This is a genomic window from Streptomyces sp. NPDC058576, assembly GCF_042718715.1.
Classification (GTDB): domain Bacteria; phylum Actinomycetota; class Actinomycetes; order Streptomycetales; family Streptomycetaceae; genus Streptomyces.
Genome location: NZ_JBHXPF010000008.1, coordinates 38,162 through 55,447, shown reverse-complemented (window position 1 = coordinate 55,447; position 17,286 = coordinate 38,162). Strand labels below are relative to the sequence as shown.

Below are 17,286 nucleotides of genomic sequence, written 5' to 3'. Positions count from 1 at the left end.
GAGCGGAGCATGACAAAGAGGCGGGTCGCCGATGCCGGTGGCAACATCCTGCAAATCCAAGGGAGTTGTCTGGACGCTGGGCCTGTCGGGTGACGTCGAGCGTCACCCGACAGGGGTGTCGGCACCGGTTGACGCCGGGCCGGCCGCTACCAGCGGTCGCGGTGGATGACGTCCGCCACCGGGCGCCGCCGGACGGGACCGAAGTTGCCGGCGGGCCACCCCACCGGAACGGCGGCGAACGTCGCCATGTCCTCCGGGATGCCCAGCTCCTTCTTCCACTCCTGCTCCAGCATCAGATGCCAGATGGTGATGTTCGCCGCGAGCCCCAGCCCCCGGGCCGCGAGCAGCAGGTTCTGCACCCCCGGGTAGACGCAGGAGCCCTCGGCCAGCGCCTGGAAGCGTGTCTGCGTGTCCATCATGTGCTGGGTGCCCGCCGGGCCGAGGGCCTGGGCCGAGGCCGCCAGACCCTCCTCGTCCAGGCGCGGCTCGGGGAACCGGTAGCACGGGATGATCAGCACCGGGGTGTCGGCGAAGTGGTCGCGCTGATGCTCGATCGCCGCGACCATCCGGCTGTACGCCGCCTCGTCCATGCCCTCGGGGGCGTGCTTCCCGGTCGTCGCCAGATACGCGTCCACGCACCGCTTCCACAGCGGGGCGAGCCGCGCCATCACCTGGCGGTCGGTCACCACCACGTACTCGTAACACTGCATGTTGCCGCCGCTGGGTCCCCAGACGGCGGCCTGTATCAGCTGCTCGACCGTCTCCTCCGGCACCGGGTCCGGCTTGAGGCGGCGCATGGCGCGCATCGTGGACATGGTGTCGAAGAGGGCGGGGCCGCCGGGGGCGGACGGGTCGGCCTGAACTGTTTCCATGGTCATGATCGCGGAGTTTACGGTCCGGACCGGTGCGTCGTAAGGGTCGGTCCGGAGTCCTCTCGCCGTCGCCGCCGCGCGACGACCCGTGGCAGCGAGTGCGTCTGGCGTATAATGACTGACCAGTCAGTCATTCGATGGAGGGCTCACGACATGGCCAAGAGAGTCGACTCGGTGGCGCGCCGGGAGATGATCCTGAGGGCCGCCGTGCGGGTGTTCGCCCGGCAGGGGTTCGCCGCGACGCGGGTGGACGACGTAGCCGCGGAAGCCGGCGTCGCCAAGGGCAGCGTCTACCTGTACTTCGACAGCCGGGACGCCTTGCTCGTGGCCGCCTTCGAGGAGTACGCGGCGCATGCGCAGGCGGTGATCCAGCAGGCCCGCGGCGGTGCGGGGGACGGGCTGGAGCGGCTCGCCTCGCTGGTGCGGTCGGTGGTGGACATGGTCGCGGCCGAACCCGAGCTCGCCCGTATCCTCGTCGACCTGTGGGCCGCCCGGCGGCAGGGGGAGGCCTCCGGGGTGGACGTCCCGGCCGTGTACCGCGAGTACCGCGCGGTGATCGCCGAGTTGCTCGCGGACGCCGAGGCCGAGGGGATCTCCCGCGCGGGAGCGGGCGAAGATCATGCGGCCGTCGTCGTCGGGGCGATCGAGGGCTGCGTGCTGCAGTGGATCGTCGACCCCGCGCTGCCGATCGCGGAGCTGGCGGCGCCGATCGTCGACGTATGCGTCGAGGGCCTGCGCCGCAGGGGTGCGGCGTGAGGGCCGCGGGGGTCACGACGGCCCGGTGGCTCGACGCGCAGCTGGTGGCTCCGGAGGCCGAGCGGGGTGAGCGGGTCCTCTGCTACGCGGGTGCGCTCGCCGGTGCCCTGTTCGCGACGGTCCTCGCTCTGCGCGCCCACCACACGTGGTTACCGCTGACCGTGATCGCCGTGGTGGCCTTCGATCTGTTCGGTGGCACCGTCGTCAACGCCACGCGGTCCGCCAAGCGCCGGTTCCACCGCCCGGGACGCTCCGGTCGGCACCACCTCAGGTTCGTGGCCGCCCATGTCCAGCCGTTCGTCCTGGCTCTGCTCGTCCCGGGGTTCGGCCTGCTCTCCGCCTCGATCGTCTACGCGCTCACGCTCGGCGGGGCCGCGATGATCCTGCTCGCTCCCCGGGATCTGCGGCGCCCGGTCGCTTTCGCTGTCTCCGCCCTGGCGATCACGGTCGCGTCGACGTCGGTGGCCGTCCCCGGCGAGCTGGCCTGGTTCGCCCCCGTGCTGGTGATCAAGCTGCTGCTGGCCCACCTGCTCCCGGAGGACGCGGGGCGGTGACCTTTCGCCGCCGCCCCGCCGCCCGCCGTCTCAGCTCCGCGTCAGCCGCACGACCGGGATGTCCCGCTCGGTGCCCGCCTGGTACTCCCCGTAGCGCGGGAACAGCTCCACCAGACCCGGCCAGACCCGCGCCTTCTCCTCGGCCGGCAGCGTCGCCGCGACGGCCCCGAACCGCTCGGTCTTGACCCGGAGTTCCACCTCGGGATTCGCCTGGAGGTTCAGATACCACAGCGGCGGCCGGTCCGAGCCGCCGTTGGACGCGACGATCAGATAGTCCTCGCCGTCCCGCCCGTACATCAGCACCGTGCGCCGCACCGTCCCGCTGCGCCGGCCGACGTAGTCCATCAGCAGGCAGGGCACCCCCAGCTGGGTCGTGCCCTTCGTGCCGCCGGAGGACTCGTACAGCTCGGCCTGCCGGGCCACCCAGTCGGCGGGGCTCAGCGCGACCTCCGCATCGCCGTCCTGCTCGGCCGTCATGGGTTTCTCCTTCGCTCGTGCCGTCCCGTACGGGACGGGTTCCCCCCATCCTGGCATCCGCCCGGCGCCGCACCCGTATTCGTACACCTGGACAGCCCTCCCACCGCACGGGGGAACGCGGACCGGGAACCCGGCGGGGAAGGCGTATAAAGGGTCCTTCCGGAGCAGCCGGCGTCCCCCGATGGCCCCTCCCTCCACCTCCCCTCACACGCGGCCGGCGTCACCGCGTCACCGAGCCCAGGAGAGCCGAATGAGCACTTCGGAAGAGATCAGCACGCTGCTGGTGACGAAGTTCGGAACCGACCCCGAGGCCATCCGCCCCGATGTTCCGCTGCACCGGCTGCGGCTGGACTCCCTCGCACTGGAGGAGCTGCGGCTGCACATCGAGGACCGGCTGGACGTGGACCTGGAGGACGTCGCGCTCACCTCGCGCGACACCCTCGGCCGCCTCGTCGAGGCCGTGGACGGGAAGGTCTCCGCATGAGCGCGGCCACCGCACCGTCCTACCGCCGGGCCCCGCTCGCCCCGTTCGCCGCCGCCGTCACCGGCGTCGGCCTGGTCACCTCGGCCGGTACGGGCGTGGACGCCGCCTGGCACGGCGTCACCGAGGGCCTCGCGCCGTCCGCCGCCGCCCGGCCCGAACTGGCCGACCTGCCCTGCGACTTCTTCTACTCCGTCACCGACTGCGACCCGGGAGCCGTCCTCGGGGTGGCCGCCCAACGGCTGATGGACCGCTTCGCCCAGCTCGCCGTCATCGCCGCCCGCGAGGCCGTCGCCGACGCCGGGCTCGACCCGGCCGTCTGGGACAGGGGCCGGGTCGGCGTCGTCATCGGCTCCGCCCACGGCGGCCTGCCCTTCTACGACGAGCAGGCCGCCGCCCTCGCCGGGCGCGGCCCCCGCCGGGTCTCCCCGAAGCTCGCGCCCCTGAGCGTCGTCAACGGCGCGGCCAGCAGCGTCAGCCTGGACCTCGGCGTCCACGGCCCCAGCCAGGCCGTCTCCACCGCCTGCTCGTCCGGCACCGTCGCCATCGGCACCGCCCACCAGATGCTCCGCTCCGGGGCCTGCGACATCGTCATCACGGGCGGCGCGGAATCCACCTGCACCCGTCTCCTGATCGCCAGCGCCTGCAGCCTCAAGGCCGTCTCCACCCGCCGCGAGGACCCCGCCGCCGCCTGCCGCCCCTTCGACACCCACCGCGACGGCTTCGTCGTCGGCGAGGGCGCGGGCCTGCTCGTCCTCGAACACCCGGACCACGCCCGCGCCCGGGGCGCCACCGTCCGCGCCCACGTGAACGGTTACGGGGCCTCCAGCGACGCCCATTCCGCCGTCGCCCCGGACCCGGACGGCCTCGGCATCGAGCGCGCCCTGCGCACCGCGCTCACCGACGCGGGCCTCTCCCCGGCCGACGTCGGGCACGTCAACGCCCACGGCACCTCGACGCTCTCCAACGACCTGATCGAGGCCTCGATGCTGCGCCGGGTCCTCGGCGAGAGCCCCCTGGTGACCTCCACCAAGGCGATGACCGGGCACACCCTCGGCGCGGCGGGCGGCATCGAGACCGCGCTCACCGTGCTCGCCCTCCAGCGCCAACTGGTGCCGCCCACCGTCAACCTGGACGCCCCCGACCCGGAGATCCCGATGGAGGTGGTCGCCAAGGAGGCCCGCGCCGCCGCCTTCGACTGCGCCGTCAAGACCTCGCTCGGCTTCGGCGGCCACAACGCGGCCCTCGTCCTCACCCGGGCCTGAGCGGAAGGGAACCCACCAGCACATGCCCGAGGAGATCATCCGGACCCTGTCGGTCGACGGAGTGCGCTACGGCTACCGCGTCCTGCCGCACTCCCGCCCCGGCGGCGCCCCCGCCACCGAACCGACGCTCATTCTCGGCGGCGCGCTCCAGGGCATGTTCGGCTGGCCCCAGATGGACGACCACCTGGGCCCCGCCGCCGACGTGGTCACCGCGGACCTGCCCGGCATGGGCAGCGCCGACCCGCTCCCGCCGGGACCCAGCGCCGATCTGCTGCGCAGGGCCGTCCTCGGCATCGCCGACGACCTCGGCGCCCCCCGGCTCAACGTCTTCGGCTTCTCCTACGGCACCGCCATCGCCTTCGGCTTCGCCCGCCGCCACCGGGAGCGGGTCGCGCGCCTGGCCCTCGGCGGCGTACCGGTCCACATCGACGCGGCCCAGGTCGCTTGCTGGGAGCGGGCCCGGCAGCAGTTGGCCGCCGGGGACCGCGAGGGCTTCGCCGCGACGGCTGCCGACGCGCTGATGTGCCTGGACCCGGAACGGCCGGTGCACAGGCGGGAGTTGGCGCTCCGCTATGTGCGGCGCTCCTTCCTGCACGCGCTCACCCACTCGCCGCACGCGGCGGACTCCCTCTACCGGGCGCTGGCGGACCGGCCCGACTTCACCGGTGGGCTCACCGGCGTACCGGCGCTGGTCTTCGCCGGGGAGCACGACACGGTGACCTCGCCCGCGCGGCAGCGGGAGTTCGCCGCGACGATCGAGGGGAGCCGCTTCCTGACGATCGAGGAGTCGGACCACTGGGTGGTCCTGGAGCGGGCCGACGAGGTGGCCTCGCTGGTCTCCCGGTTCTTCACCGGGCGGGAGCCGGCGGCGGGCGCGACCGATGCGCCCGGCCCGGCCGACGCCGTCACGCTGCCGCGCCAGGCCGGCGCCCCGGCCGGGCGGACCTGAGCGCGGCCCGGTGGGCGGCCCCGAGCGTCGGTCCGCCCACCGGGTCAGCGCCCTACCAGGGCCAGAAGCCGCCGACCTTGATCCGCACCACCTGCGGGTCGTGGTCGCTCGCCTGCTCGGCGAACTCGGCGTTGATGTGCACCACGTCGTAGTCGAGGCGCCGGACGCCGGGGCTCGTCAGGATGTGGTCCAGCGTCTGCGAGTTGCCGTCGAAGACATAGCTGTACCGCTCGCCGACGGGCAGCGTCGTGATCAGCGGCTTCAGCGCCTTCCCCTGGGTCAGCGCCTTCATCGTCGGGGAGAACTCGAAGTCGTTGAAGTCCCCGAGCGCGACGACCTGCGCCGACCGGTCCGCCTTCAGCAGCGAGGCGACGAAGGTGTTGACCTCGACGGCCTGCTGGATCCGCTTCGTCTCCGAGGACCGCGTCGGCTCCTGGTAGCGGCCGTGCAGCGGCTGGTCGCCGCCCTTGGACGCGAAGTGGTTGCCGATGACGAAGACCGGCTTGCCCCGGAAGACGAACTCGCCCACCAGCGGCTTGCGGCTGTCCGCCCACGCCGGGCTCGCCGGGTTGATCCGGCCCGGAGACGCGGACAGCTCGACGCCCTTCCAGGTGTCGACGGCCCGCACCGGAGTGGTGGCGTCGCCGCCCGCGCGGTCGGTGAAGGAGACGCGCTCGGGGTTGTAGAGGAAGACGTTACGGATGTTGCCGCCCGGCTCGCCGCCGTCCTTGTTGTTCTCGGGGGTGATGTAGCGCCAGGCGTAGCGCGGCCCGCCCTTCGCGACGACCGCGTCCGTGAACCGCTTCAGCGTCGCCTCGGAGCCCGTCGTGCCGTCGTTCACCGCACCGTTGTCGTCCTGGATCTCCTCCAGCGAGACGATGTCGGGGGAGGACAGGTTGACCGCGACGCCCTCGGCCAGGGTGTCGAACTTGTTCTGGTCGTCGCCCGCGTCGAGGTTCTCCACGTTGTACGTGGCGACCGCCAGCTCGTCCCTCTTCTGCTTGCGGGTCACCTCGCGCCGCAGCTTATTGTCGACGACCGAGCCCAGCTCGGTGGCCTGCACGTTGTAGCCGCCGTAACTCGCGTAGTCGAGGACGCCGGTGGTGCGGCCCTTCAGCACGTCCCCGACGTTCGCCGCGGGGACCGGCCGCGCCGGGTCCAGCGACATCACCTTGAGGCGGCCGGTGTTCTGGTCCTCGTACGAGGCGTAGAGCGTGCCGCCGCGCCGGGTCGGGTTCTCCCGGGGCTTGACCGTCACCCAGATCTCGTCGTACGCGGTCGTCGCCCCGGTCACCCGGGTGTCGGCGAACGTGACGCGGGAGCCCTCCAGCGCCTCGTACAGGTCCAGCGCGTACCGGGCCGGGTTCAGCGGCAGCGCGTCGATCGCTCCGCCGTCCGCCGAGGGCACGTAACGGCCGGGCACCGTACGGGCGTCGAGGACGACCGGGGCGGGCAGCGCGTTGCCGGAGGAGACCACGGTGGTGCGGGGCGCGGTGATCTGGGTGAGCGACTGGGTGCCGGTGCCCGGGTAGTACTCCGCGACCTTGCCGCTGACCAGGACCGCGTCGCCGGCCTTGACGGTCGGGGCGGTGGAGCCGGTGTAGACGAACAGGCCCTCGCCGGTGCGCGGGTCGCTGTCGGGCGCGGTGTCCTGGATCCAGAAGCCCCGCGAGCCGCTCGTCCGGACGCCGGTGACGATGCCCGGGACGCCGGTCACCGCGGTGCCCTCCAGCGGGGAGACGCGGGTGGTGCCCTGGATGTCGTGGATCCGTACGTCGCCGGGCTCGGTGGGGCCGGGCTCCTCGGGCGGCTGACCGCCGCCGGACGTCTCCCCCTTGGTGTTGACCGGGGTGGGCGCGCCCGCGGTGAGGTCGGCGGCGTTGTCGTCGGTGTCGGCGAGGGAGGCGGCCCGCGCGACGGCGGCGGTGGCCGAGGCGCCGGGGACCGGGCCGCTGCCCTCCCGGACGACCGCGGAGCCGTAACCGACCAGATCCACGATCCGGGTGTCCGCCGCGCAGTCCGCCGCCGACTTGCAGGTGAGGGGGGCCGTGCCGGAGACCAGGGCGACAGTGCCGCTGCCCGCCGCCATGGCGACGGCGCCGGTGGCGTCAGCGGTGGGCAGGGCGACCGTTCCGCCGGTGCCCGCGGCCTGCGCGACCAGGTAGCGGCCGCCGGGCGCGATCGACCCGGACAGCTCCGAGACCTGCCACTGCGATCCGGCCGAGGGGCTGCCCGGCAGGTACTGGACGCTGAGGCCGCCGACCTCGAAGGGCGCGGAGCCGGCGTTGGCCAGCTCGACGAAGTCCCGGGTCAGCGTCGCGCCGGAGTTGCCCCCGCCGCCGTACACCTCGGAGATGACGGCGGTGGCGGACGGCGCCGCCTGGGCGGCGGGCAGGGCGGTCACCGCGAGCGCGACGGCGACGGCGCCGGTCAGCAGGACGGAACCGGATCTGTATATCTGCACGGGAGGTGCCCCCAACTGAACTGAGTAGTAGGGGCAAAAGCTATGCGCGTAGAACGGGGCATGACAAGGCATCATCGGTTAATTCCCGGCATCGGCCCGATGGCGGGCGGCCCTTCCCGGTCCCGCGGAGGCCGCCGTGCGCCCGCTTCGTACGCCCGCCATGCGCCTGTCACGTGCGGCAACAGTGGGGCAACGCCCCCTGCTGGGACGGCCGTCCACCATGCGGTCAGTGGTTTGACCGGGTTACGCCGTTCCGGCTACGTTGCGCGCCATGCAGCGATCCGCACACCTGACGACGCGAGGTCATGTCGACCTGAAGCGCGTGTGCTCCGCGGCGTGTCATCGGGCCTGAACGTCACCCGCCCCGCCGCGACCGCCACCGGAACCCTTCCGGTGCGCGCACCCGGGGCAACCGTTCCACGGGAGAAGCCGAACCCTCGCCGGCCCTGCGCCGGCGGGTCCTCGGCACGAGGCTCCGTCCGGACGCCTTCCCGCACGGCCCGCTGCCATCGAGGACCTGTGAAGACACCTGTGAAGCGTCCGCCCGTGCCCGCCCGCAGCCCCGCCCCGCTGCGCCGCTCGGACATCCCGGCCGCCCTGCCCGCCCGCCGGACCCCCGGCACCGGCTCCGTGCTGAGCGCGATCCTCGACCACGGGCCCGTCGCCCGGTCCACCGTCGCCCGGCTCACCGGTCTCTCCCCGGCGGCGGTGACCGGCCACGTCGGGCAGTTGCTGGCGCGCGGGCTCGTCCGGGAGGGCGCCGAGACCGCCGGACCCAAGGGGCTCGGCCGCCCCCACATCCCCGTCGAGATCGACACCGGCCGCTATCTCGTCGCCGGGGCCCATGTCGCCGTCGCGCACTCCACCGTCTCGCTGATGGACCTGCGCGGCCGGATCGTCGCGGAGGACCGGCAACCGCACGCCATCGGCGCGAGGGGTCCGTACGCCACCGTCCCGGACGGCTCCCCGCGCGGCCTGGCCACCGGGCCCGCCCTGTTGCGCGACCTCGCCGACCGGCTGCCCCGGCTCGTCGAGGCGCACGCGGCCGGCCGTACCGTCCTCGCCCTCGGCTTCGCCACCGGGCACCGGGTGGACCCGGCAGCCGGAGTCGTCGTCGAGCATCCGCACCTGGGCTGGCGGGACGTCCCGGTGCGCGAGATCCTCGAAACCGCCACCGGCCTCCCGGTCCATGTGGACAGCCACTCCCGGGCGCTGGCCCGCGCCGAGCAGCTGTTCGGCGAGACGTCGACCCGGGTGAGCACGGTCCTGCTCTTCGTCGGGGCTGTGGTGGACGCGGCGTTCGCCAGCTCCGGGAGCCTGCACCTGGGCCCCCGCTCCGGCGCGGGCAGCGTGGCTCATCTGCCCCTGGGATCAGGCGGATCGGGTGGGGCCGAGCCCTGTTCGTGCGGTCGCGCCGGCTGCCTCCAGTCGGAGGTCTCGGAGCGGGCCATGGTGCGCCGGGCCGCCGAACAGGGCCTGTACGTCGACTCGTTCACCGAACTGCTCGACGGAGCCCTGGCCGGGGACGAGCGTGCCCTCGGGCTCTTCCGCCGCCGGGCCCTGCTCGTCGGCCGGGCGGCGGCCCTGCTGCTGGACATGTTCGACCCGGAGGTCCTCGTGGTCGTCGAGCCGGGAGCCGGCCGCATGCCGGAGTGCCTGGCGGACCTGCGGGCCGAGGTGGCCCGCCGCTCCTGGGTCTGCGACGACCCCGAACGGGCCGTGGTGCCGAGCAGCTTCACCGGATCGGTCCTGGCCACCGCGGGCGGCGCGGTGGCGCTCGGCGCTCTGTACACCGACCCGCTGGGCCCCTGGCCCGCGCTGCCCGCCGTGTCCTGAACCCCACCGCACGCCCGCTCCCCGGACCGCACGGAACCCGACTTAATTCAGAACGTTGCATTGTTGACCGGCCGGAAGGCCCGACGGGACAATGAATTCATGACCAGCCGACAGCGTATGCAGCAGAGCGTGCCCCGCGCGGCACGCCGCTGTCGCGCGGCTGCGCCGGTGAGGATTTCCTCCCGGCCCTGTCGTCGTCGCTCCTGTCCGGGTTCTCGATAACACCCCGCTGAATTCCGGGCGGATCGCGTAACAGGTCGATTACCGCAGGGTATTCCCTTTCCTGTCGCGCGCTCTGTTCTGCCCGGCCGCGCCCGCGTACCCCCGTACCTCCGCGCGCCCATTCTCCGCGTTCCCCTCCTTCCATTCCGGGAGAGAAGTTGACCGTCACCGTGCCCTCCTACGCCCCCGCCTACGCCCCCGACCGTTTCAAGCAGGTGTTCCGCCGCTACCCGGCGGGCGTGGTCGTCGTCACCGCCGACTCCGGCCGCGGCCCCGTCGGATTCACCGCCACCTCGCTCACCTCGCTGTCCCTGGATCCGCCGCTGGTCTCGTACGGCATCGGCACCACCAGCTCCTCCTGGCCGCATGTCGAGGAGGCGTTCTCCACCGTCGTCAACTTCCTCGGCGCCGACCAGGAGTCCCTCGCCCGGACCTTCGCCACCAGCGGCATCGACCGGTTCGCCGCCCCGACCGCCTGGCGGCGGCTGCCGGAGGGCGAGCCGGTGCTCGACGGAGTGGCCGGCTGGCTGCGCCTGGAGACCGAGCGGATCGTGCCCGCCGGCGACCACCGGATCGTCATCGCCCGGGTCACCGACTCCTGGCTCGACGAGGACCGCAGCCCGCTGCTGTTCCACGACGGCGCCTATCACTCCCTCTGAGACCCAGGAACACACCCCATGCCTCGTCACCAGACCAATACTTCTTCCGCGACCACCCGAACCGTCGGCCGTCGGTCCTTTCTCGCGCTCGCCACCGGAACGGTTCTCGGCCTCGCCGCCTGCTCTCCGCAGGCCAAGACCGTGGCCAGTTCCGAGCCCACCGGAAAACTCCCCTCGGGAGCCCCGCCGCCCGGAACGAAACTGACCGTCGCGGTCCGTCAGACCAGGCTCCAGCTGGAGCCGGCGGGCCTTCAGAAGGACCTCGCCTTCACCGTTTCCGAGTGGCCGAACCTGAGCGCGGGCCCCGATATCATCCAGGGTTTCCGGGCCCAGTCCATCGACCTGGCCTCCAACGCGGGAATTCCGCCGATCCAGGCCAAGGCCATCGGCGTCGATACGAAGATCGTCGCCGTCCAGGTGCGTCCCCGGCCCATTTACACCTTCGCCACCGCCCCGGGCTCGGACATCGCGTCGGTGGAGGAATTCCGCGGCAGGAAGATCGGCTTCTCCCAGGGCCAGGCCCAGGGCGTCGTCGTCCTGCGTGCCCTGAAGGCGGCCGGGCTGAAGAACAGCGACGTCGAACTCGTCGCGCTGCCCAGCACCCAGTTCCTCACCGCGCTGCAGTCCAAGCAGGTCGACGTGGCCCCGCTGGGCGAGCCGACCCTCACCAAGTACCTCGACCAGTACGGCAAGGACGGCGCCACCGGCCTCAAGACCGACGTGGTCGACCTGCTCACCGTGCTGTGGGCCCCGGTGGAGGTCCTGAACGACCCCGCCAAGGCCGCCGCCGTCCGCAGCTTCATCCCGCTGTGGGCCAAGGGCCTGGTGTGGGCGTGGGAGAACACGGACGAGTGGATCGACACGTACTACGTGAAGAGCGAGGGCGTCTCCGTGGCCGACGGGCGGCGCATCGTCGCCTCCCTCCACAAGCCGCAGTTCCCCGTCAGCTGGGACCAGGCCGTCGCCTGGGAGCAGGAGACCGCCGACCTGATGGCCGAAGGCGGCTTCGTACCGGAGCAGGACGTCGCCGACCTGTTCGACCGCCGCTTCGAGGGGCTGGCGGCCCAGTCCGTTCCCGCCGAGTACCGGGAGACGTCATGACCGACCTGCTGCCCACCGCCCGCCCCGGCGGCCTTGCCCTCCTCACCGAGGACGCGCCGCCCGCCGAGGACACCGCGGGCCGGGCGGGACCCGCCGCCGCGCGCGGCACCCGCAGACGGCTCGGCCCCGGACGGCCGATCCCCTTCGGCCGGCTTCTCGGGCCGGTCCTGCTCGTCGCCCTGTGGTGGGCGGCATCGGCCTCCGGCCACCTGGACCCGCGCATCCTGTCCGGGCCGGGCAGCGTCATCTCCACCGCCGCCGACCTCGTCGCCACCGGACGCCTCCAGGACAACGTCCTCATCTCCCTCCAACGCGCCGGACTCGGCCTCCTCTTCGGTGTCACCGCCGGGGTGGTCCTCGCGGTCACGGCCGGGCTCAGCCGCAGCGGGGAGTACCTGCTCGACGGGCCCCTCCAGATCAAGCGCGCCATCCCCTCGCTCGCCATGCTGCCGCTGCTGATCCTCTGGCTCGGCATCGGCGAACAGATGAAGGTCACGGTGATCGCGCTCGGCGTCGCGGTCAACATGTACATCAACACCTACGCCTCGCTGACCTCCATCGACAGCCGGTACGTGGAGCTCGCCGAGGGCCTCGATCTCAGCCGGTCCCAGTTCCTGCGCAAGGTCGTCGTCCCCGGCTCGCTGCCCGGCTTCTTCGTCGGCCTGCGGCTCGGCGTCACGTCGTCGTGGCTCGGACTGATCGTCGTCGAGCAGATCAACTCCACGAGCGGCATCGGCTACATGATGTTCCAGGCCCAGCAGTACGCCCAGTCCGACGTGATCATCGTGGGCCTGGTCGCCTACGGGATCTTCGGCTTCGCCTCCGACGCGGGAGTACGCGCGATCGAAAGGAAGGTCCTGTCATGGCGACGCACCCTGGCGGGCTGATCACGAAGGCCCCGCCCGCCGTCCGCACCACCCGGCTGGTACGGAGGTTCGGCGACCGGATCGTCCTGAAGGAGCTGGACCTGACGGTGGCGCCGGGGGAGTTCACGGCCCTCCTCGGCCGCAGCGGCTCGGGCAAGTCCACCCTGCTGCGGGCCGTGGCCCGGCTCGACCACACGGTCGAGGGCTCCGGTGAACTCCTCGTCCCCGAAAGGGTGTCGCTCTCCTTCCAGGACTCCCGGCTGCTGCCCTGGCTCCGCGTCCTGGACAACGTGACCCTCGGTCTGCGCGGCCCCGGCGCCCGCGAGCGCGGCCTGACCGCCCTGGAGGAAGTGGGCCTGGCCGGCCGGGACCGCTCCTGGCCGCACGAGCTCTCCGGCGGCGAACAGCAGCGCGCCGCACTCGCCCGCGCTCTGGTCCGCGAACCCGAACTGCTGCTTGCCGACGAGCCGTTCGGGGCGCTGGACGCCCTGACCCGGATCAAGATGCACGGCCTGCTGCGCGAACTGTACGAGCGCCACCGCCCCGCGGTGCTCCTGGTCACCCATGACGTGGACGAGGCCGTGGAGCTCGCCGACCGGGTCCTGGTGCTGGAGGACGGTCTGATCTCCGTCGACCTCGCCATCGATCTGCCGACCCCGCGCTCCCGCCGGGACGCCCGCTTCCAGGAGTACCGCGACACCCTGCTCACCGCCCTCGGGGTCGCCCAGCCGCCCGCGGCCGTCTGAGGAGCACCGACGCCACCCCGGGACCGGCTCTGCCCGAGACGGCCGCCGCCCGGCCTCACGCACCTCCCGTACCCGCCCGGGACCCACTCCCGTACCTGCCTGGAGACACCCATGCCTTCCGCCGGACCCCGCAAGCAGCTCCACCTCAACGCCTTCCTCATGTCCACCGGACACCACGAGGCGTCCTGGCGGCTCCCCGAGAGCCCCGCCGAGGCCAACTCCGACATCGCGCACTACAAGAACCTCGCCCGGATCGCCGAACGCGGCCGCCTGGACTCCCTGTTCCTCGCCGACAGCCCGGTCCTCATGGGCGACCCCGGCCGCCGCCCCGCCGCCAAGCTGGAACCCACCGTCCTGCTCACCGCGCTCGCCGGGGCCACCGAGCACATCGGGCTCATCGCCACCGCGTCCACCAGCTACAACGAGCCCTACAACCTGGCCCGCAGGTTCGCCTCCCTGGACCATGTCTCCGGCGGCCGGGCCGGCTGGAACATCGTGACCACCGCCGGGGCCGACGCCGCCCGCAACTTCGGCCTGGACGACACCCCGCTCCACCGCGAGCGCTACCGCCGCGCCGCCGAGTTCGTCGAGGTCTCCACCAAGCTCTGGGACAGCTGGGCGGATGACGCCGTCGTCGCCGACAAGGAGCAGGGCGTCCACGCGCTCGCCGACCGGGTCCGCCCCATCGACCACCGGGGCGAGTTCTTCCGTGTCGACGGACCTCTCAACGTCCAGCGCCCGCCCCAGGGTTACCCGCTGCTCGTGCAGGCCGGGTCCAGCGAGGACGGCAAGGACTTCGCCGCCCGGTACGCCGAAGCGGTGTTCACCGCCCAGCAGACCCTTCAGGAGGGCATCGCCTTCTACCGGGACGTCAAGGCACGCGCCGTGGCGCTCGGCCGCGACGCGGACGCCATCAAGATCCTGCCCGGCATCGTCCCCGTCATCGGCGACACCGAGGCCCAGGCCCACGAGCTCGACGCCGAACTGGACCGCCTCATCGTCCCCGAGTACGCCAAGCGGCAGCTCGCCCTGCGTCTGAAGATCGCCCCGGACGACCTCGACCTGGACGCCGAACTCCCCGAGGACATCCCCACCGAGGACGAGATCGAGGGCGCCAAGAGCCGCTACACGCTCATCGTGGAACTGGCCCGCCGCGAACGGCTGACGGTACGTCAACTCATCGGCAGGCTGGGGGGCGGACGCGGCCACCGCACCTTCGCGGGCACCGCCGTACAGGTCGCCGACACCATCGAGCACTGGTATGACAGCGGGGCCGCCGACGGCTTCAACATCATGCCCGCCGTGCTCCCCTCGGGCCTGGAGGTCTTCGTCGACCGGGTCGTCCCGATCCTCCAGGAACGCGGCCTGTTCCGCACCGAGTACACCGGCTCCACCCTGCGCGAGCACTACGGCCTGCCGCGCCCCGCCAACCAGCTCTTCGACGCCGCCGACAGCACCGCGGACCGGCCCGACGCCGTCCCGGCCACGGCAGGGGCCCGGTGACGGACTGCGCCGGAGCGGTCGTCGAGAGCGGCACCCACACCGAACTCCTCGCGGCGCGGGGCCCGTACCACCGGCTGTGGGAGGCCTTCCGGCGGACCGGCGCACCGACTTTGCCCGCGAACCACCCCGACACCACCACACACCTCGTCAAGGAGAGTGCAGGATGACCGAATACCGCAGCCTCGGCCGCACCGGCGTCCAGGTCAGCCCCCTCGCGCTGGGCACCATGATGTTCGGTGCGCGCGGCAACACCGATCACGACGACAGCATCCGGATCATCCACCACGCCCTGGACTCCGGCATCAACTTCGTCGACACCGCCGACGTCTACTCCCAGGGCGAGTCCGAGACCATCGTCGGCAAGGCGCTGGCGGGCGGCCGCCGCGACAGCGTGGTGCTGGCCACCAAGTTCCACGGGCGGCTCGGCGACGACCCCAACGAGTTCGGCAACAGCCGCCGTTGGATCATCCGCGAGGTCGAGAACAGCCTGCGCCGGCTCGGCACCGACTGGATCGACCTCTACCAGGTCCACCGCCCCGAACCCGACACCGACTTCGACGAGACCCTCGGCGCGCTCTCCGACCTGGTCCACCAGGGCAAGATCCGCTACATCGGCACCTCCACCTTCGAGCCCTCCGCGATCGTCGAAGGCCAGTGGACCGCCGAGCGCCGGGGCCGCGAGCGCGTCGTCGCCGAGCAGCCCCCGTACTCGCTGCTGGCCCGGGGGATCGAGCGCGAGGTGCTGCCGGTGGCGCAGCGGTACGGGCTCGGGGTGCTGTCCTGGAGCCCGCTGGCGGGTGGCTGGCTGACCGGCCGCTACCGCACGGGCGCCGAGCAGCCGGCCTCCAGCCGTGCCGAGCGCCAGGCCGCCCGGTTCGACATCGCCGCACCCGAGAACGCGGCCAAGCTGGCGGCCGCCGACGCGCTCGCCGTCCTCGCCGAGGAGGCCGGGCTCACCCTGGTCCAACTCGCCCTGGCCTTCGTGCTGGAGCACCCGGCCGTCACCTCGGCGATCATCGGGCCGCGCACCTTCGAGCAGCTGGAGAGCCAGCTCGGCGCCGACAAGGTGCGGCTGAGCCGGGACGTCCTCGACAGGATCGACGAGATCGTCCCGCCCGGCGTCAACCTGTCGGCGCGCGAAGCCGGTTACACCCCGGCAGTCCTCACCGACGCCTCCCTGCGCCGCCGTTCGGCCTAGCTCTGCCGATCAGGGCCGGGGTCACTGGCGGATGCGGTCGCGGATCCAGACCCCGGCCTCCTTCAGGACCCCGGTCCCCGTCCAGTTGCTCCCGTTGCAGGTGCCGGTCTTGAAGGCGGCGCCGGACCGGTGGTCGTCGGAGTAGTTCCAGTTGGTCCAGGAGATCTTCTTCCGCTTCATCAGGTCGAGGTAGCGCTGCGACATGGTGAAGTCGTTCGCGCCCTCGCCCGCGTAGTTCTGCGTCCCGAACTCGGTGACGAAAACGGGGAGTCGGTCGGAGGCCCGGTCGAGCGCGCTCAGGTACTCCTCGCGGTGCGACGCCGCGTAGAAGTGGAAGGTGTACATGATGTTCGAGGCGTTGACGGGGTTGTTCACCACCTCCGTCTCGTCGGAGCCCTCGGACACCCCGAAGGACGACCAGGCGCGCGTCCCGACCAGGACCACCGCGTCGGGGTCCTCGGCCCGGATCACCGGGATGATCTGCTCGGAGTACGACTTGATGGCCGACCAGCTCACCCCCGAGGGCTCGTTGGCGATCTCGTAGAGCACCCCCGGGTGGTTCTTGTACTTCTTCGCCATGGCCGTGAAGAAGGTCTTGGCGCGCGCCAGGTTCGCGTTCGGATCGCCCGGGGAGAGCATGTGCCAGTCGATCACCGCGTACATGCCGCGCGCGTGCGCGGCGTCGACGAACTTCTGCGCACGGGCGGTGAATCCGGCCGGGTCCGTCTCGTACCCGCCCTCCTGTACGTAGGTGGAGACCCGCAGCACGTCGGCGCGCCAGTCCTGGGCGAGCGCGTCGAGCGAACCGTCGGTGACGCACTGGGCGTACCACTGCGTGCCGTGCGTGCTCATGCCGTTGAGCGCGACGGCCTGGCCGGAGGCGTTGCAGAGCTGACGGCCGCAGACGGACAGCTGCCCGTTGGCGGCGAGCGGGGTAGCGGCGGCGGGGACGGCGGGGGCCGGTGCGGCTCCGGCGCGGACGGGAGCCATGAGCGCGGTGACGACACCGAGCGCGGACGCGGCGAACAGAGCCTTGCGGGCCAGTTTGCGGCGGCCGGCCGTGGGGGTGGAGCCGGTGGGGGGATTGGTGCGCTGGTGCATGGTGGTGCTCCCTTCGGAGGGGGGTGGGAGGCGCCATGTCGGCAGAACTGAAAGTAAAGGTTCCTACCAATTGCCGTCAACGGTGAGGGGAGACTTTCCTGCCGATGAACACGCGTGGGTGGCAGGGCCCGTCGGGGCCCTGCCCCCCACGCGTTCGGCCTGGGTGGGCCGCTGTGCCGCTCACTGCACCCGCAGCGGGTAGAGCGCCAGCGAGTACGAGTGGCGCGCGGGGTGCC

General features: G+C 72.4%; 17 protein-coding genes. 13 read left to right on the top strand and 4 right to left on the bottom strand.

Features of this window, described 5'->3' with window-relative positions; translation table 11 throughout:
- Window positions 1-146: 146 nt before the first annotated feature.
- Window positions 147-878: a nitroreductase family protein gene (locus tag ACFWRV_RS09105; RefSeq protein ID WP_384330507.1), complete on the bottom strand. Its 732-nt coding sequence runs from the start codon at window positions 876-878 to the stop codon at window positions 147-149.
- 147 nt (window positions 879-1,025) lie between these two features.
- Here ACFWRV_RS09105 and ACFWRV_RS09100 point away from each other — a divergent pair, with 147 nt between their 5' ends.
- Together ACFWRV_RS09100 and ACFWRV_RS09095 are read left to right on the top strand one after the other, a co-directional pair.
- Window positions 1,026-1,628: a TetR/AcrR family transcriptional regulator gene (locus ACFWRV_RS09100; protein ID WP_384330504.1), complete on the top strand. Its 603-nt coding sequence runs from the start codon at window positions 1,026-1,028 to the stop codon at window positions 1,626-1,628.
- Window positions 1,625-2,182: a hypothetical protein gene (locus ACFWRV_RS09095; protein WP_384330501.1), complete on the top strand. Its 558-nt coding sequence runs from the start codon at window positions 1,625-1,627 to the stop codon at window positions 2,180-2,182. The genes ACFWRV_RS09100 and ACFWRV_RS09095 overlap by 4 nt, the downstream gene beginning before the upstream one ends.
- A gap of 30 nt (window positions 2,183-2,212) precedes the next feature.
- Here the strand turns inward: ACFWRV_RS09095 and ACFWRV_RS09090 are convergent, their stop codons facing one another.
- A complete protein-coding gene (locus tag ACFWRV_RS09090) occupies window positions 2,213-2,659 on the bottom strand; it encodes a nitroreductase family deazaflavin-dependent oxidoreductase (RefSeq protein ID WP_384330498.1) in 447 nt (148 codons plus the stop codon).
- A gap of 250 nt (window positions 2,660-2,909) precedes the next feature.
- Between ACFWRV_RS09090 and ACFWRV_RS09085 the strand changes: the two genes are divergently transcribed.
- The 3 genes from ACFWRV_RS09085 to ACFWRV_RS09075 are packed head-to-tail and all read left to right on the top strand — an operon-like array spanning window position 2,910 to window position 5,354.
- A complete protein-coding gene (locus ACFWRV_RS09085; RefSeq protein WP_384330496.1) occupies window positions 2,910-3,143 on the top strand; it encodes an acyl carrier protein in 234 nt (77 codons plus the stop codon).
- Window positions 3,140-4,405, top strand: a complete 1,266-nt coding sequence (locus tag ACFWRV_RS09080) for a beta-ketoacyl-[acyl-carrier-protein] synthase family protein (protein WP_384330492.1) — start codon at window positions 3,140-3,142, stop codon at window positions 4,403-4,405. The genes ACFWRV_RS09085 and ACFWRV_RS09080 overlap by 4 nt, the downstream gene beginning before the upstream one ends.
- A gap of 22 nt (window positions 4,406-4,427) precedes the next feature.
- Complete coding sequence (locus tag ACFWRV_RS09075; protein WP_384330489.1) at window positions 4,428-5,354, top strand: alpha/beta fold hydrolase; 927 nt, start codon at window positions 4,428-4,430, stop codon at window positions 5,352-5,354.
- A gap of 52 nt (window positions 5,355-5,406) precedes the next feature.
- Here ACFWRV_RS09075 and ACFWRV_RS09070 read toward each other — a convergent pair whose 3' ends face one another.
- The gene (locus tag ACFWRV_RS09070; RefSeq protein WP_384330486.1) at window positions 5,407-7,818 is read right to left on the bottom strand and encodes an endonuclease/exonuclease/phosphatase family protein; all 2,412 of its coding nucleotides are present in this window, start codon (window positions 7,816-7,818) and stop codon (window positions 5,407-5,409) included.
- A gap of 531 nt (window positions 7,819-8,349) precedes the next feature.
- Between ACFWRV_RS09070 and ACFWRV_RS09065 the strand changes: the two genes are divergently transcribed.
- The 8 genes from ACFWRV_RS09065 (at window position 8,350) to ACFWRV_RS09030 (ending at window position 15,949) form a co-directional block, all read left to right on the top strand.
- A complete protein-coding gene (locus tag ACFWRV_RS09065) occupies window positions 8,350-9,654 on the top strand; it encodes an ROK family protein (protein WP_384330484.1) in 1,305 nt (434 codons plus the stop codon).
- 380 nt (window positions 9,655-10,034) lie between these two features.
- Window positions 10,035-10,535, top strand: a complete 501-nt coding sequence (locus tag ACFWRV_RS09060) for a flavin reductase family protein (RefSeq protein WP_384330481.1) — start codon at window positions 10,035-10,037, stop codon at window positions 10,533-10,535.
- Window positions 10,536-10,553: 18 nt separating this feature from the next.
- Entirely contained in the window at window positions 10,554-11,636 is a 1,083-nt protein-coding gene (locus tag ACFWRV_RS09055) for an ABC transporter substrate-binding protein (RefSeq protein WP_384330478.1), read from the top strand.
- Entirely contained in the window at window positions 11,633-12,523 is an 891-nt protein-coding gene (locus tag ACFWRV_RS09050) for an ABC transporter permease (protein ID WP_384330475.1), read from the top strand. The genes ACFWRV_RS09055 and ACFWRV_RS09050 overlap by 4 nt, the downstream gene beginning before the upstream one ends.
- Window positions 12,499-13,248, top strand: coding sequence for an ABC transporter ATP-binding protein (locus ACFWRV_RS09045; protein WP_384330472.1), 750 nt, complete (start codon window positions 12,499-12,501; stop codon window positions 13,246-13,248). Before ACFWRV_RS09050 ends, ACFWRV_RS09045 begins: the two co-directional genes overlap by 25 nt.
- A 111-nt stretch (window positions 13,249-13,359) precedes the next feature.
- A complete protein-coding gene (locus ACFWRV_RS09040) occupies window positions 13,360-14,751 on the top strand; it encodes an LLM class flavin-dependent oxidoreductase (protein ID WP_384330469.1) in 1,392 nt (463 codons plus the stop codon).
- Window positions 14,748-14,918: a hypothetical protein gene (locus ACFWRV_RS09035; RefSeq protein WP_384330466.1), complete on the top strand. Its 171-nt coding sequence runs from the start codon at window positions 14,748-14,750 to the stop codon at window positions 14,916-14,918. The genes ACFWRV_RS09040 and ACFWRV_RS09035 overlap by 4 nt, the downstream gene beginning before the upstream one ends.
- The gene (locus ACFWRV_RS09030; RefSeq protein ID WP_384330463.1) at window positions 14,915-15,949 is read left to right on the top strand and encodes an aldo/keto reductase; all 1,035 of its coding nucleotides are present in this window, start codon (window positions 14,915-14,917) and stop codon (window positions 15,947-15,949) included. Before ACFWRV_RS09035 ends, ACFWRV_RS09030 begins: the two co-directional genes overlap by 4 nt.
- A 21-nt stretch (window positions 15,950-15,970) precedes the next feature.
- On the opposite strand, the gene ACFWRV_RS09025 is transcribed toward ACFWRV_RS09030, so the two are convergent.
- Window positions 15,971-17,050, bottom strand: a complete 1,080-nt coding sequence (locus ACFWRV_RS09025) for a glycoside hydrolase family 5 protein (protein WP_384330460.1) — start codon at window positions 17,048-17,050, stop codon at window positions 15,971-15,973.
- Window positions 17,051-17,286 lie beyond the last annotated feature (236 nt).